The 14,600-nt window shown below is 46.3% G+C and carries 12 protein-coding genes; 3 read left to right on the top strand and 9 right to left on the bottom strand.

What is annotated here, in order from left to right:
* Positions 1-234: 234 nt before the first annotated feature.
* The gene (locus GO755_RS11070; RefSeq protein ID WP_157584801.1) at positions 235-3,333 is read right to left on the bottom strand and encodes an efflux RND transporter permease subunit; all 3,099 of its coding nucleotides are present in this window, start codon (positions 3,331-3,333) and stop codon (positions 235-237) included.
* Between the two features lie 218 nt (positions 3,334-3,551).
* Here GO755_RS11070 and GO755_RS11065 point away from each other — a divergent pair, with 218 nt between their 5' ends.
* Positions 3,552-3,758, top strand: a complete 207-nt coding sequence (locus tag GO755_RS11065; RefSeq protein ID WP_157584800.1) for a heavy-metal-associated domain-containing protein — start codon at positions 3,552-3,554, stop codon at positions 3,756-3,758.
* An 11-nt stretch (positions 3,759-3,769) separates the two neighbouring features.
* Positions 3,770-6,097 carry a heavy metal translocating P-type ATPase gene (locus tag GO755_RS11060; protein WP_157584799.1) on the top strand — a complete coding sequence of 776 codons (2,328 nt, stop codon included), beginning with the start codon at positions 3,770-3,772 and terminating at the stop codon, positions 6,095-6,097.
* A 115-nt stretch (positions 6,098-6,212) separates the two neighbouring features.
* Here the strand turns inward: GO755_RS11060 and GO755_RS11055 are convergent, their stop codons facing one another.
* Together GO755_RS11055 and GO755_RS11050 are read right to left on the bottom strand one after the other, a co-directional pair.
* Positions 6,213-6,782, bottom strand: a complete 570-nt coding sequence (locus tag GO755_RS11055; RefSeq protein WP_157584798.1) for a 50S ribosomal protein L25/general stress protein Ctc — start codon at positions 6,780-6,782, stop codon at positions 6,213-6,215.
* Positions 6,783-6,870: 88 nt separating this feature from the next.
* Positions 6,871-7,812 (bottom strand): ribose-phosphate pyrophosphokinase, encoded by a 942-nt coding sequence (locus GO755_RS11050; protein ID WP_157584864.1) that lies wholly within the window; start codon positions 7,810-7,812, stop codon positions 6,871-6,873.
* 200 nt (positions 7,813-8,012) lie between these two features.
* Between GO755_RS11050 and GO755_RS11045 the strand changes: the two genes are divergently transcribed.
* On the top strand, positions 8,013-9,506 hold the full coding sequence (locus tag GO755_RS11045; RefSeq protein ID WP_157584797.1) for a glycine--tRNA ligase: 1,494 nt from the start codon (positions 8,013-8,015) through the stop codon (positions 9,504-9,506).
* Positions 9,507-9,588: 82 nt separating this feature from the next.
* On the opposite strand, the gene GO755_RS11040 is transcribed toward GO755_RS11045, so the two are convergent.
* From GO755_RS11040 to GO755_RS11015, 6 genes are all read right to left on the bottom strand, one after another.
* Positions 9,589-10,839 (bottom strand): sulfate adenylyltransferase subunit 1, encoded by a 1,251-nt coding sequence (locus GO755_RS11040; protein WP_157584796.1) that lies wholly within the window; start codon positions 10,837-10,839, stop codon positions 9,589-9,591.
* An 86-nt stretch (positions 10,840-10,925) separates the two neighbouring features.
* Entirely contained in the window at positions 10,926-11,828 is a 903-nt protein-coding gene (cysD, locus tag GO755_RS11035) for a sulfate adenylyltransferase subunit CysD (RefSeq protein ID WP_157584795.1), read from the bottom strand.
* Between the two features lie 99 nt (positions 11,829-11,927).
* Positions 11,928-12,659 carry a phosphoadenylyl-sulfate reductase gene (locus GO755_RS11030; protein ID WP_157584794.1) on the bottom strand — a complete coding sequence of 244 codons (732 nt, stop codon included), beginning with the start codon at positions 12,657-12,659 and terminating at the stop codon, positions 11,928-11,930.
* 1 nt (position 12,660) lies between these two features.
* Positions 12,661-13,770, bottom strand: coding sequence for a Gfo/Idh/MocA family protein (locus GO755_RS11025; protein ID WP_157584793.1), 1,110 nt, complete (start codon positions 13,768-13,770; stop codon positions 12,661-12,663).
* A gap of 7 nt (positions 13,771-13,777) precedes the next feature.
* Positions 13,778-14,230: a type II toxin-antitoxin system VapC family toxin gene (locus GO755_RS11020; RefSeq protein WP_157584792.1), complete on the bottom strand. Its 453-nt coding sequence runs from the start codon at positions 14,228-14,230 to the stop codon at positions 13,778-13,780.
* Positions 14,227-14,520, bottom strand: coding sequence for a hypothetical protein (locus tag GO755_RS11015; protein ID WP_157584791.1), 294 nt, complete (start codon positions 14,518-14,520; stop codon positions 14,227-14,229). The genes GO755_RS11020 and GO755_RS11015 overlap by 4 nt, the downstream gene beginning before the upstream one ends.
* Positions 14,521-14,600: the final 80 nt, after the last annotated feature.

The following is a 14,600-nucleotide window of genomic DNA, read 5'->3' as shown; positions in this document are numbered from 1 at the left end:
CGGCTTTCCGCTTCTATCCACACCATTTCAAGATCGACGACCGGGCGGCCGCCGGATCTTGATGTTCAACCTTCCCTTTGTAAAGGATTGTTCTGCGAAACTACGCAAATTCTTTTATACAGCGCAAAAAAGCTTTTTATATGGCTGTATTATATTACAAATGTTATAATTTTTTTCAATAAAAACGCGAATCGGAGGTTAAAATTACCTAACGTATATAAAACGGACTAAATCTTAATTGTCATCTAATTTCTGCCGATAAAAAACGTAGAAAATTAGCGGAAATATGAACAGCGTTAATAGGGTTGCCGTGATTAATCCACCTATAACGACGATGGCTAATGGCTTTGCTGTTTCAGAGCCGATACCGTGTGAAACAGCGGCCGGGATTAGCCCTATACCGGCCATCATAGCCGTCATAACGACGGGTCGGATACGGGAAATAACTCCCTCGCGAATCGCGTCGTTGAGTGCTAAACTGTTGCGAAGATTCTTTTTAAAGACCGAAATTAAAATTACACCGTTTTGAATGCATATGCCAAACAAGGCAATGAAGCCAATACCGGCCGAAATACTGAAATTGACATGCGTAATAAGCAATGCCGCAATACCACCAATAATGGCAAACGGAACATTGAACAGTACTAACCCAGCGTCTTTTACATTCCCGAATAGAACAAACAGAATGAAGAAAATAGCCAGTAAACTAATAGGTACTACCTGTGCTAATCGAGCAGTAGCCCGCTGCTGGTTCTCAAAATCACCTGCCCATTTAACGGTATAGCCAGATGGAAGTTTAACGTTAGCAAGTACCTTTTGTTGTGCTTCTGCAACGGCACTTCCCATATCGCGCCCGCGAACGGAAAACTTTACAGCCCCATAGCGCTGACTAGCTTCCCGAAAAATCAGGACTGGTCCCATTTGGGTATATACGTCTGCAATTTCCTTGATGGGGATCATACTGCCGATTTCTGTTGGCACCATTAACTGGCTAATCTGCTGTTCATTCGACCGGAATGGCTGGTCGTAGCGAATGCGCAGATCGAACTTGCGCTCACCTTCATAAATCTGGGTAGCAGCTTTACCGCCAATAGCCATTTCGATTACGGCTTCTGCATCTGCTTTATTAACGCCATATAGAGCGAGCTTTCGTTCGTCTAACTCGACCCGCATTTCAGGCTGGCCAGTGGTACGAATAACCCCCAGATCTTCGATACCATGCACGGTGGCTAACTGTTTCTGAATCTCAACTGCTTTGGCTTCCAGAATAGTCTGATCAGAGCCATAAATTTTAACAGCTATAGATCCCTTTACACCCGAAACGGCCTCTTCGACATTGTCCATGATGGGTTGCGAAAAGTTAAAGTTCACGCCGGGGAATACAGCCAGTTTTTCCTGCATTTTGTCGACCAGTTCTTCTTTGGTCAGTTTACTTTTCCAATCATCCTGAGGATAAATGTCGACCAGAAATTCGATATTATAGAAACCAGTCGGGTCAGTGCCGTCGTTAGGACGCCCAGTTTGCGAAATAACCCCTTTTACTTCGGGGAATTGCTCAAAAATATGCCGCATTTGAACCGTTTGTTTCACCGATTCGGGCAGCGAAATACTCATTGGCATTGTTGCCCGAACGTAAATAGACCCTTCGTTCAGTTCAGGCAGAAACTCTGTTCCAAGCAGGCTAAATCCTGACAAGCCGGTAACCACAATAATGGTTGTTACGAGCAAGCTAATTTTTTTGTGAGCAAACGTAAACCCAAATGCTTTCGTCGCGTATTTGGTCACGACATTAACAAATGGATTATGTTTCTCACGAACGTTTTTCTTGAGCAGAATACTGGCCAGGACAGGTACAAGTGTCAGCGTGAAAATCAAGGCGCCAAGCAGGGCAAATCCGAGTGTCCAGGCCAACGGCGAAAACATCTTGCCTTCAACTTTCTGAAACGAGAAGATTGGAACCAGACAGGTTATAATAATAAGTTTGGAGAAAAAGATCGCCTTACCCATTTCGGTCCCCGTTTTCCGAAGAATTCCCAATTTGGCCAGCTTATTAAATTTCGCCATCCCCTCTTTATGGGCCATCTCGTCGAGCGTCACGAAAATACCCTCGACCATCACAACTGCACCGTCCACAATGATACCGAAGTCAATTGCACCCATCGACAGCAAGTTTGCCGACATACCCTTGAGCCTCAGGCAGATAAAAGCAAACAATAAGGCCAGTGGAATAACAATCGATACCGTAACAGTGGTACGCCAATCGGCCATGAAAATGAAGACGATGACCGTTACGAAAATGATTCCTTCTATGAGGTTGTGTGTAACCGTATGGGTCGCAAAATTGATCAGTGTTTCGCGGTTGTAGAACGTATTGATCTGTACGTCGGATGGTAAGATCCGTGTATTCAGATCGTTGATTTTTTCCTTTACACGTTCAATAACTTCGCTTGGGTTCTCACCCTTCCGCATCACTACAATACACTCTACGGCATCATCTGTCCGGTCACGACCAGCCTGACCAAGTCGGGGTAAGGCAGATTCAGATACCTGTGCCACATTGCGCACCATAATGGGCGTTCCCTTAACATTCTTGACAATGATATTCTGAATATCCTGTTGATTACGGAGTAAGCCAATACCGCGTACCACATAGGCCTCTGAGTTTTTCTCAATAACATCACCTCCTACGTTCACATTGGAGTTGGCTACCGCCTGATATAACTGGAGCGGAGTTATGTTATAGTCCATAAGACGGCGTGGGTCCACTGAAATCTCATAGGTTTTGACTTCACCGCCGAAACTTACTACATCGGCTACGCCCGGTACGCTTTTCAACTGACGGTCGATTACCCAATCTTGCACGGTTTTTAGTTCGCGGGCTGTGCGAGTGGGTGACTGGAGTGTGTAGCGGAAAATCTCACCAGTCGGGCCGTAAGGCGGCTGCACATCGGGGCGAATACCTTCGGGCAGTTCAACCCCACTGAGCAGGTTATTGACCTGCTGACGGGCAAAGGCATCATCGACACCATCGTCGAACAGAACTTTTATAACTGATAAGCCAAATAGAGAGGTCGAACGAATATCGGTTCGTTTCTGAACCGAGTTCAGCCCAATTTCAATAGGTATCGTAACAAACTTTTCAACTTCCTCCGCTGATCGACCAGGCCATTGAGTGATGAGCGTGATTTGTGTATTCGTAACGTCGGGAAAGGCTTCGATAGGGGTATTCTGATAGCTGATAACTCCTGCTACAACGGCTAGAGCTGTCAGAAAAAATATAAAAAATTTGTTCTTAAGCGAAAAAGACAAAATACTCTTAATGAACTTATTCATGCCGGTGGCGTACAGCGCAGATATTGATACAGCCACAAAAGTCTTCTTCTAGACTTAAATCGGGCTTAATCTTTTGTTAAAAATGGGTTAAAACACTGCGCCGTAAATTGTACTAATTTTATAAGAGTCATCTATAATTGTATAAGTATTTTGTAGCATCTGATGGTGACCTTTGTCAGGTAAACTATGTTATCCCTGAAAAGAAGAGTAGTAAAACTATGGAAGTCCTGAAATTCAAAACCAATATTAAATGTGGCAGTTGCATCTCTACTGTTACCCCTTTTCTGAATGAAGCCGTTGGCGAAGGCCGCTGGCAGGTTGATGTCCAAACCCCTGATAAAGTGTTGACAGTCGAAGCCAGCAATATATCAATAGTTAAACAAGCTATTGAAAAAGCGGGCTATAAAGCTGAACCGCTGAATTAACTGCTATTACGATGACTACGGATAGCATTGGAACAATTTCGCAAAGTGGTACACCAAGACTCGCTGGCATTCGGAAAACGTTTCCAGTGCTTGAGATGAGCTGTGCGGCCTGTGCGGTCAGCGTTGAGTCAATCCTGAAAAGCACGACAGGAGTTAGTGATGCGGGCGTAAATTATGCAAATCAATCTGCCTGGGTGCAGTTTGATCCTGACGTTGTAACAGTATTGGAACTGCAGAATGCTGTTCGATCCATGGGTTATGATATCGTCATTGAATCCGAAGATCCTAGCCAGCCCGATCCTCAACAGGTACAGGCCGCAGCCCAACAACACCATTACCGGCAACTAAAGCAACGAACCATCTGGGCACTAATTCTGTCACTTCCGATTGTTGTGATTGGCATGTTCTTTATGGATCAGGCTGAGGCTATGGGCTGGAACTCCTATTCCAATTACCTCATGATGGCTTTATCTGCTGTGGTTGTTTTTGGATTAGGGCGGTCGTTTTTTGTCAATGCCTGGAAACAGGCCCGCCATGCCAGCGCAAACATGGATACTTTGGTGGCGCTAAGTACTGGTATTGCTTTTCTGTTTAGTGCGTTTAACACAATTTACCCTGAATTCTGGCATCAGAGAGGGCAGCACCCTCACGTTTATTTTGAAGCGGCTTCGGTAGTTATTGCGTTTATCTTGCTGGGAAAAGTGCTTGAAGAGCGGGCTAAATCAACGACCTCTTCGGCTATTAAGAAACTGATGGGCCTGCAACCCAAAACAGTTCGTCTACTTGATGGTACTATTGAGCGCGAGATTCCTATTTCGTCGGTGCAGGTTGGACAATTACTTGTCGTTCGACCCGGCGAGAAAATTCCGGTGGATGGACGGGTCGAATCGGGAGAGTCATATGTCGATGAGAGTATGATTAGTGGCGAGCCGTTGCCGGTTGAAAAACGAGCTGAGGCAATCGTTTTTGCCGGGACCATTAATCAAAAAGGGAGCTTTCGTTTCAGGGCCGAAAAAGTGGGGGCCGATACGCTTCTGGCTCAAATTATTCGCATGGTTCAGGATGCCCAGGGGAGTAAAGCCCCAGTGCAGCAACTGGTTGACCGGATTGCAGGAATCTTCGTGCCTATAGTGCTTGGCTTTGCGCTCCTAACATTCGTGGTCTGGATGGTATTCGGGCATTATCTGGCTCCTAATTCCGATCCATTTACAACAGCTTTGCTGACCTCTGTAACAGTACTGGTTATTGCCTGCCCCTGTGCGTTAGGGCTGGCTACGCCAACAGCGATTATGGTGGGCATTGGCAAGGGAGCTGAAAACAACATACTGATTAAAGACGCTGAGAGTCTCGAAATAGGCCATCGGGTCAATGCTATTATTTTGGACAAAACCGGCACAATTACCGAAGGTAAACCAGTCGTAACGGATTTGCGCTGGACAGTTTCTGGCGATGAGGTACTCCAGCTTCAACGGGTATTATATACGTTGGAGTCGCAGTCGGAACATCCGCTGGCCGAAGCTGTAACGGCAAAGTTGGCAAATACGGATTTAGTCTTACTGGATTCTTTCGAAAGTGTAACAGGGCGGGGCGTGATGGCCCATTATCAAAACGATACTTATTTGGTAGGTAACCAGAACTTGTTGATTGACCATCAGATTGACCTTTCCAATGAGTTGATCAAACAGACTGCTGACTGGCAAAACCTGGCCAAAACTGTCGTATTTTTTGCCAAGCGCGGTTTTGACGGCAAGCAAAGCGAAATTCTGGCAATTATCGCTATCGCGGACCCTATCAAGGTAAGCTCGAAGCAGGCTATTGAGACGTTGCAAAGTCGAGGTATTGCCGTGTATATGCTAACGGGCGATAATGTTCAGACTGCTGCTGCCGTAGCAAAGCAAGTAGGTGTGGATCACTTTAAAGCGGATAGGATGCCTGCCGATAAAGCCAATTTCGTAAAGGAATTACAGGCTAATGGGAAGGTAGTGGCAATGGTTGGCGATGGAATAAATGACTCACAAGCAATGGCTCATGCCGACGTGAGTATTGCGATGGGCAAAGGTTCAGACATTGCTATGGATGTAGCCCGGATGACCTTGATTACATCAGATCTGATCAGCATACCTAAAGCTCTACAACTTTCGAAACAAACCGTTCGGGTGATTCGGCAGAATTTATTCTGGGCCTTTATTTATAATTTGATCGGCATTCCAATTGCCGCTGGTCTACTCTATCCTTCATATGGCTTTTTGCTAAATCCAATGATTGCCGGAGCAGCTATGGCTTTGAGTTCAGTCTCCGTGGTAAGCAATAGCCTGCGCCTTCGGGGCATGAAGCTCTGAGTTTCAATAGACGCTTTCAAATCAAAGCTAGTTGCGTAAACACAAAAAATCCCTGCCAAACTGCCAGGGATTTTTGTAAATCTATTAGTATAAAAAAACTGGTAATATGCCGAATCTATTTGGCCGAAACCGTACCACGCAGTGCACGTGGAATTTCGATGCTGGCCACTGGGTTTGATGCTTGTTCAAGCACTTCGATGTTTTTTACCGAAATTTGACCAACACGGACAGATTTTCCTAAGTCAAGACTCGATACATCTACATCAATGAAATCTGGAATGTTTTCAACATTTCCTTTCACGCGCAGCTTCCGCACGCGAGTTACTAATTTACCACCTTTCTGTACACCTGGAGCCGTACCGATCAATCGAACCGGAACCGAAATTTTAACAGGTTTTTGATCCGTCACTAGCAGGAAGTCGGCGTGCAGAAGCACGTCACTTACTGGATGGAACTGGGTTTCCTGTAGAATTGCCCGGTATTCAGCACCCTCAATATTTAGGGCTACTTCAAAAATATTAGGTGTATATACTAAGTCGCGGAACAGAATAGCTGGCGCATAAAAATGCACTTGCTCGTCGCCACCGTATAACACGCACGGAACATTGCCCTCGGCCCGAATCGCTTGTGATTCCGTGCGGCCGAGATTCGCTCGTTGATACCCTACAATCTCGATTTTTTTCATGATTTTGAAACTTTAAAGAGTGAAAGAGCGAGAGAGCGGAAGAGTGATTAGCTGTTGACGCTCTTTCACTCTTTCACTCTTTCGCTCTTCAATATTTTATAAACAGTGAACTAATAGATTCATGGTCTCGAATACGGCCAATTGCTTTGGCAAATAACTCCGCCACCGACAGTACTCTGATTTTTTCGTTGGTCTGCTTTAATGGCAGCGTATCGGCAACGACTAACTCCTCCAACACAGAGTTAGCAATGTTTTCGTGCGCTTTCCCCGACATAATGGGGTGTGTGCAGACGGCCCTTACCGATTGGGCACCTTTATCCATAATAATCTGGGCTGCTTTTGCCATTGTTCCGCCCGTGTCAATCAAATCATCGACCAGCACAACGTTTGCACCTTCTACATCGCCGATGACCTGCATGGATGCGATTTCGTTGGCTCGTTTACGGTGTTTATCGCACAACACAATATCTGCGTTGAAATGCTTTGCGAATACGCGGGCACGGTTAGCACCACCCACATCAGGTGAGGCAATCACCAGGTTATCTAGATTCAGGCTTCTGATATATGGTACAAACACGGATGTTCCTTCCAGATGGTCGACCGGAAAGTCGAAGAAACCCTGAATTTGTCCAGCGTGAAGGTCAATCGTCATCAGACGGTCTGCTTTCGACGCAGCCAGCATGTTTGCCACTAGTTTAGCGGCAATCGACACACGGGGTTTGTCTTTCCGATCCTGCCGGGCGTACCCAAAATAGGGAATCACAACCGTAACGTAGTGCGCTGAAGCCCGCCGAGCAGCATCGACCATGAGCAACAGCTCAAGCAGATTATCGGCTGGAGGAGGAGTCGACTGAATCAGAAACACATCGCAACCCCGAACGGACTCTTCAAAACTGGGCGACATTTCACCATCGCTAAACCGGCGGCAGGTATACCCACCTAAGTCTTTGCCGTAATAATGCGCGATTTTTTCGGCTAAATACGTAGACTGACTCCCCGAAAAAATCTTAACCGGATTAAACGATGCCATGTGTGCCAGACAAATTTTCCGCAAAGGTACGGAAAAAACGGGCAGAATGGCTGGTAGGATTTGAAGTTTCTTTTCAAATAAACAGTTTATGATGGCGAAGTGGGGTAATACTTTGGGAGTTTTATTTACACGCATCGCTTAATTCGCTGTTCTATGGCTTTGGTAGCGCATTGAGAACTTTTGTACTTTTGCGCTCACGTATGAATACTACACAAGCGCCAGCAACATCGCTGCAAGACATTATCGCCCACGCCAAAGAATATGGCTTCGTATTCCCATCCTCCGAAATCTACGATGGTTTACAGGCCGTGTATGATTACGGACAGAATGGCGTTGAGCTCAAAAATAACCTTAAAACGCTGTGGTGGAAGGCCATGACGCAACTCCACGACAACGTCGTCGGGATTGATGCGTCGATCTTTATGCACCCACTGACGTGGAAAGCATCGGGTCACGTTGACTCGTTCAACGATCCGATGATCGATAATAAAGATTCGAAGAAACGCTACCGGGCTGATCAACTGCTGGAACTGAAAGCTGAAGCCTACGCCAATGCGGGCGATGAAGCTAAAAGTACGGCCCTGTTACAGGAAATGGGTCGTTTGCTCGGAAATAACGACCTTGAAGGTGTTCGAAATCTGATCATCGCCGAAGGAATAAAAGATCCCGTATCGGGTACTGATAACTGGACTGAAGTTCGTCAGTTTAATCTGATGTTCTCAACGCAAGTTGGCTCATTGGCTGAAGACGCCAGCCTGATTTACCTACGCCCTGAAACAGCACAGGGTATTTTTGTCAACTTCCTGAATGTGCAGAAAACGGGTCGAATGAAGATTCCGTTTGGCATTGCCCAGATCGGAAAAGCGTTTCGGAATGAGATCGTGGCCCGCCAGTTTACGTTCCGAATGCGTGAGTTCGAACAGATGGAAATGCAGTTTTTTGTTCGCCCTGGCACCGAAATGAAATGGTACGAAACCTGGCGCGATGCGCGGATGAAGTTCCATGAGGCTGTTGGTTTGCCCGCTGAAAAACTCAAATTCCACATTCATGAAAAATTGGCCCACTATGCCAATGCTGCAGTAGATATAGAATATAAGTTTCCGTTTGGTTTTCGCGAGATGGAGGGTATTCACTCTCGCACAGATTTTGATCTGAAAGCGCACCAGGAACTGAGCCGCAAAAAACAACAGTACTTCGATAATGACATAGACGAAGCAACCGGCAAACCCTATGGTAATTACATTCCGTATGTAGTTGAAACATCAGTTGGTGCTGACCGTTTGTTTTTAGCGGTATTTTGCAACGCGTTCACCAAAGAAACAGTAGGAGAGGGTGATCAGCAGAAAGAGCGGACATACTTGAAACTGCATCCGGCACTGGCTCCTGTGAAAGCGGCTGTATTCCCACTTGTTCGTAAGGATGGTCTGCCAGAAAAAGCAGAAGAAATTGTGAAGAGCTTACGTTCGGAGTTTCGGGTCGTGTATGAAGAACGTGACGCTATTGGTAAGCGTTACACCCGGCAAGATCTGATCGGCACACCGTTCTGTATTGCGGTCGATTACCAAACTTTAGAAGACAATACCGTAACGATCCGTTACCGCGACACAACCGAGCAAATTCGCATTCCCATCAGCGAACTGAAAGCTCGCATTGGGCAGGAGGTTTCGATGGAACGAGTGCTGGAGAAGATGTAAAAAATTCGAGTTTGACATACAGAAAAGCCCCAGAGAGCAATCCCTGGGGCTTTTCTGTGGTCTGTGGTCTGTGGTTTTTGATTTATGCTTCGCCAACCAGCATCAACGCACCCACTGTTACGTTGGATGTTTCATCTATCAGGATAGCGCCACCCGAAGCACGGTTTGTTGCATAGGGGTCGAAACTGATCGGCTGTGCAGTCCGCAGAACAACCTTGGCCAAATCATTGAGTCTCAGTTGCTCAACACCTTCAATCTGTTCGTAGGTATTGACATTCAGTTGATACGAAATCTCTCGAACCGAGCAACGTGTGCGGAATGTGCCGACCTGCAGCACATACTTATTGCCCACTTTGAACTCCTTAGAGTCCATCCAGCAAAGCATGGCTTCAACCGTTTGACTACTGAGAGGCTGACTATCCGAACGAACAATCAGGTCACCCCGGCTAATGTCTACATCAGTAGCCAGATGCAGCACAACCGACATTGGCGTAATGGCTTCGTCCAGGTGAGTTTCTGCAATTTCGATGGCGTCGATAGTAGAGGTTTCGCCCGAAGGGAATACAGTTATGGAATCGCCCTTCCGGAATTGGCCACTGGTAATTTTACCTGCGTAACCTCGGTAATCGTGTAGCTCAGCGGTTTGTGGACGAATAACGTACTGCACTGGAAAACGAGCCTGATCTAAATTGACGTCATCGTCGATCACTACTGTTTCCAAATGTTCGAGTAGCGTCTGTCCCTCATACCACGGCATTGATTCTGACCGATCAACGACGTTATCGCCGTTAAGCGCACTCATAGGAATGTATGTTACCTGCTTGACATTCAGATTCTTGGCTAAGTCGGCATAGTGAATACAAATGTCAGAGAACACATCCTGCGAATAACCAACCAAATCCATCTTGTTGACGGCTACCACAATATGGGGAATGCCCAGAAGTGATGCAATCAACGAATGTCGACGGGTCTGTTCGGCTACACCATGTCGGGCATCAACCAGCACAATTGCTAATTGACAGTTCGATGCGCCCGTAACCATGTTGCGCGTATATTGAATATGTCCCGGCGCATCCACAATAATGAACTTGCGGGCTGGCGTCTGGAAGTAGCGATACGCTACATCAATGGTAATACCCTGTTCGCGCTCAGAACGGAGACCGTCTGTTAATAGGGCGAGGTCAATTTCACCATCGTCGCGGCTTTTGCTGGCGCGTTCGATCGCTTCCAACTGGTCGGCCAGGATGGATTTAGAATCGTAAAGAAGCCGCCCGATGAGCGTGCTTTTGCCGTCGTCAACCGAACCGGCAGTTATAAATCGGAGAAGATCCATCAGTCAATTATGAATGATGAATGATGAATTATGAATGAAAAATTGACAGGTAGACTAATTCATCATTCATAATTCATCATTCATAATTAAAAATACCCGCCCTTCTTGCGGTCTTCCATAGCGGCTTCGCTAAGCTGGTCGTCCATGCGGGTTTCGCCCCGTTCGGAGATGCGCGTGGCCTGGATTTCGTCAATGACGGCATCCAGTGTATCGGCAGTCGATTCGGATGCGGCTGTGCAGGAAATATCACCAACTGTGCGGAAGCGTACCCGACGTGTTACAAGCTGGTCGTCGGCTTCGGGTTTGATAACGCCCCCGGCTGTTGCCATTAGCTTTCCGTCACGAATGAGCAACTCGCGCTCATGGGCGAAATAAATGCTGGGTAGTTCAATTTTTTCACGCCGGATGTAATTCCAGACATCGAGTTCGGTCCAGTTCGAGATTGGAAATATGCGAACGTTTTCGCCTTTGTGAATCCGACCGTTATAGAGATTCCAAAGTTCAGGTCGCTGACGTTTGGGGTCCCAGGAACCGAATTCGTCACGAACTGAAAATACACGTTCTTTTGCCCGCGCTTTTTCTTCATCCCGACGAGCACCACCAATACAGGCATCAAATTCAAATTCTTCGATAGTGTCTAGCAACGTAAACGTTTGCAGCCCGTTACGTGTCGCATTACGACCCGTTGGTTCCTTCAACTTCTTTTCCCGAATCGTATCTTCAACATAGCGAACGATTAGTTTTTCACCAATCCGTTCTGCCAGATTATCGCGGTAATCGAGTGCTTCCTGAAAGTTATGCCCCGTGTCGATATGCACGAGTGGAAATGGAAACTTACCTGGCCGAAACGCTTTCAATGCCAGGTGTACGAGGGTAATGGAATCTTTGCCACCCGAAAAAAGCAGCGCAGGTCGCTCAAATTGACCGGCTACCTCCCGCATAATGTGGATGGCTTCGGATTCAAGCTGATCTAAATAATCTAACTTCATTTTTTAATGAGTGATTGAGTGAATGAGCGATTGAGTGAATACAGACCAGGCAGCTGGAGTAGTATTAATTAACCAATCATTCATTTAACTTTAAACACTTTACGGTTTAAACGTTTCCTCGTGGGTATGAAGCCCACATTCTTTTTTCGAATTGTCTTCCCACCACCAGCGTCCGGCGCGGAAATCTTCGCCTTCCTGAATAGCACGGGTACAGGGTTGGCAACCGATGCTCACAAAACCTCGGTCGTGGAGTGGGTTATAAGGTACGTTATGGTCTTTTATGTATTGCTTTACCTCATCGAATGTCCAGTCCATCAAAGGGTGGAATTTGAAGAGGTCGTGTGCGTCGTCCCGTTCTAGTTGGGGCATGCTCTGACGGTTGGCCGATTGTTCAGCGCGAATACCCGTAATCCAGATTTTTTGCCCCTTCAATGCACGGTTTAAGGGCTCAACTTTCCGAATGCCGCAACATTCTTTCCGGTTCTCAACGGATTCGTAGAAACTGTAGGGACCTTTGGTGGTCATCAATTTCTCAACAGCCTCAGCTTTTGGGAAATATGTTTCAATTTTGGCGCCGTACCGATCGTTGGTTTTTTTCCAGACCGAATACGTTTCTGAAAACATCCGACCTGTATCGAGCGTAAAAATCTTGATAGGAATATCATTCGCCAAAATCAGATCGGTAATAACCTGATCTTCATAGCCCAGACTGGTCGAAAAAACGACCTCGCCAGGAAATAATTCGGCCAGCGTCCGTAGAGCTTCGATATTGCTCAGACCGTGCAGCTGTTCGGTCAGGCTTTCGAGGGTGTAAGTTGGTTCGGCAATCATTTCATTTAGGCAATTTTATCGCCTTGCCGGTTTTGGCCGACTGCCGGGCAGCGTCCAGAATCTCCATGACGATTATGTTATTCTCTAGTGACGTTAATTCATCGGGTTTAGTTTCGCCATGAATTAGTCTGGCGAAGTAGGCAAATGAGTCAGTAGCAGGAGCGTCTGTCTGTGGGGCTTCAACTGCTTTCTCGTTTTTGTCATCTTTAAGCCGGATACGCATACGAGAGCCATCTACGGTAAAAACATAACCCGTCTGACCATACACTTCCATGTCTTTACGACTAAACGGCCAGTTCCACGATCCCTGAATAATTGTCTGGGTTTTTGGGTATGTCAGAATAATAGTTCCTTCGTCGTCCACTTTGGGATAAATGTCAGGTTTGATCTGTTGTGTCACGGCCATTACCGACAGCGGACGCTCATTATGCATAAGCCAGGTAGATAGATTGGCACCGTAGCAACCGAAATCAAACAATGCCCCGGCACCGTTGGTAACCGGATCGGTTAGCCAGGCGAAAAATTCTTTACTTACGCCAATTTCCTTGGGTCCCTGATGGCCATCATGTACAACAATCTTTCGTAAATCACCGATCGATTTGTCAGTATTAGCGATTGCATAGGCTTTATGGTTGCTGCCGTACCAGGTAGTTTCGTAATTGGTCAGCAGTTGAATCTTATGCTTTTTGGCCAAAGCTTCCATCTGCTTGGCATCAGCGAAAGTCGTCGCCAGTGGTTTTTCGACCATCACATGAATGCCACGTGGAGCACAAATGTCTACCGTTTTTTTATGATCGACAATTGGACCAAAATCGGTAACCGCTTCGGGTTTGGTTTTGTCGAGCATTTCGGCAACGGTTGGATACACTAAACTCATACTGAATCCATGCTGCTTGGCGAGTCTTTCGGCTAGTTCACGATTAGGCTCGGCGATGCCTACTATTTCAATGTCTGTCTGACCTGTCTGCTTGAATGCTTTATTCAGAATGCCATGCACGTGATCATGCGCCATGCCAGCTATACCCACACGAAGTGGTTTTTTAGAGCTTTGCGCATTGGCCAAGTGGGCCAGAAGGAGTAGCAAGAGGAAAAGTGAAGGACGCAGGAGCATTATAGTATTATTTGTATTGGTTAGGGTCAAGCCAGACGACTTCGACGTACTGCCCGTGCAGATGATCAAAGTCTTTATCAGTTGTAATGAGGGTAGCTCCGGTCAGTGATGCCGATGCCGCTATCCACAAATCATTTTTGCCCATGTTCCGGGCCGATATACCTAATGATCGACCCGCTAACTTATTCTGACTAAATGCATCAATGTCGGCGTATCGCTGGACTAACTCATCATCAGCTATAGTTACTCGAATATAGCAGTTTAATAAATCCTGTAATTTAGCTTGTCTAGCCGTGCTCCAATTGTTTTGTCGTGCTATTGACCAAAGCTCGCCAGCAGTGACTACTGAAATCTGAACCTGATTATTTTCGGTTAAACTCAAAATCGCCGTAACGGAATCGGCAATATTGTTTTGGCGTATATAAGCCAGAACAATATTCGTATCGAAGAGATATATCATTTACCAATCATTGCCACTAGTTCCTCCCAGGATTCCTGTATATCCATTTTTTCTGCAATTTGCCTAATTCGTTCAGGATCAAAGGGCTTAGCAGGTGAGTTGCTGGTTGATAGGTTTACTCCAGTTAGCATACCTGCCAATCGCATCTTAAAATATGTAGGTGCTAATTCTGCTAGTGAAGCGGCTTGTTCCAGTGTTAAACTACCTTTTTCATACAGTGCACGGGCCATTTCCCAACGAGCAACTGCCGGGTCAAGGGAGTCAGGTATGTCAATCGTCAGTGTTTTCATGGTGTCTTCAGTGCTTTATTGTAATAAAACTTCTCGGACTGAATCAGTTCATTACGCCAATACTGAACTGAAACTTCTGG

Origin of the sequence: Spirosoma arboris (assembly GCF_009754945.1) — a bacterium.
Taxonomy (GTDB): Bacteria; Bacteroidota; Bacteroidia; order Cytophagales; family Spirosomataceae; genus Spirosoma; species Spirosoma arboris.
The sequence above is the reverse complement of the archived record's forward strand: the minus strand, read 5'-3'. Positions and strand labels throughout refer to the sequence as shown.

Coding starts and splice junctions, on each gene's coding strand:
- GO755_RS11070 (WP_157584801.1), bottom strand. CDS start 3,333: ATGAATAAGTTCATTAAGAGTATTTTGTCTTTTTCGCTTAAGAACAAA.
- GO755_RS11065 (WP_157584800.1), top strand. CDS start 3,552: ATGGAAGTCCTGAAATTCAAAACCAATATTAAATGTGGCAGTTGCATC.
- GO755_RS11060 (WP_157584799.1), top strand. CDS start 3,770: ATGACTACGGATAGCATTGGAACAATTTCGCAAAGTGGTACACCAAGA.
- GO755_RS11055 (WP_157584798.1), bottom strand. CDS start 6,782: ATGAAAAAAATCGAGATTGTAGGGTATCAACGAGCGAATCTCGGCCGC.
- GO755_RS11050 (WP_157584864.1), bottom strand. CDS start 7,812: ATGGCATCGTTTAATCCGGTTAAGATTTTTTCGGGGAGTCAGTCTACG.
- GO755_RS11045 (WP_157584797.1), top strand. CDS start 8,013: ATGAATACTACACAAGCGCCAGCAACATCGCTGCAAGACATTATCGCC.
- GO755_RS11040 (WP_157584796.1), bottom strand. CDS start 10,839: ATGGATCTTCTCCGATTTATAACTGCCGGTTCGGTTGACGACGGCAAA.
- cysD (WP_157584795.1), bottom strand. CDS start 11,828: ATGAAGTTAGATTATTTAGATCAGCTTGAATCCGAAGCCATCCACATT.
- GO755_RS11030 (WP_157584794.1), bottom strand. CDS start 12,659: ATGATTGCCGAACCAACTTACACCCTCGAAAGCCTGACCGAACAGCTG.
- GO755_RS11025 (WP_157584793.1), bottom strand. CDS start 13,770: ATGCTCCTGCGTCCTTCACTTTTCCTCTTGCTACTCCTTCTGGCCCAC.
- GO755_RS11020 (WP_157584792.1), bottom strand. CDS start 14,230: ATGATATATCTCTTCGATACGAATATTGTTCTGGCTTATATACGCCAA.
- GO755_RS11015 (WP_157584791.1), bottom strand. CDS start 14,520: ATGAAAACACTGACGATTGACATACCTGACTCCCTTGACCCGGCAGTT.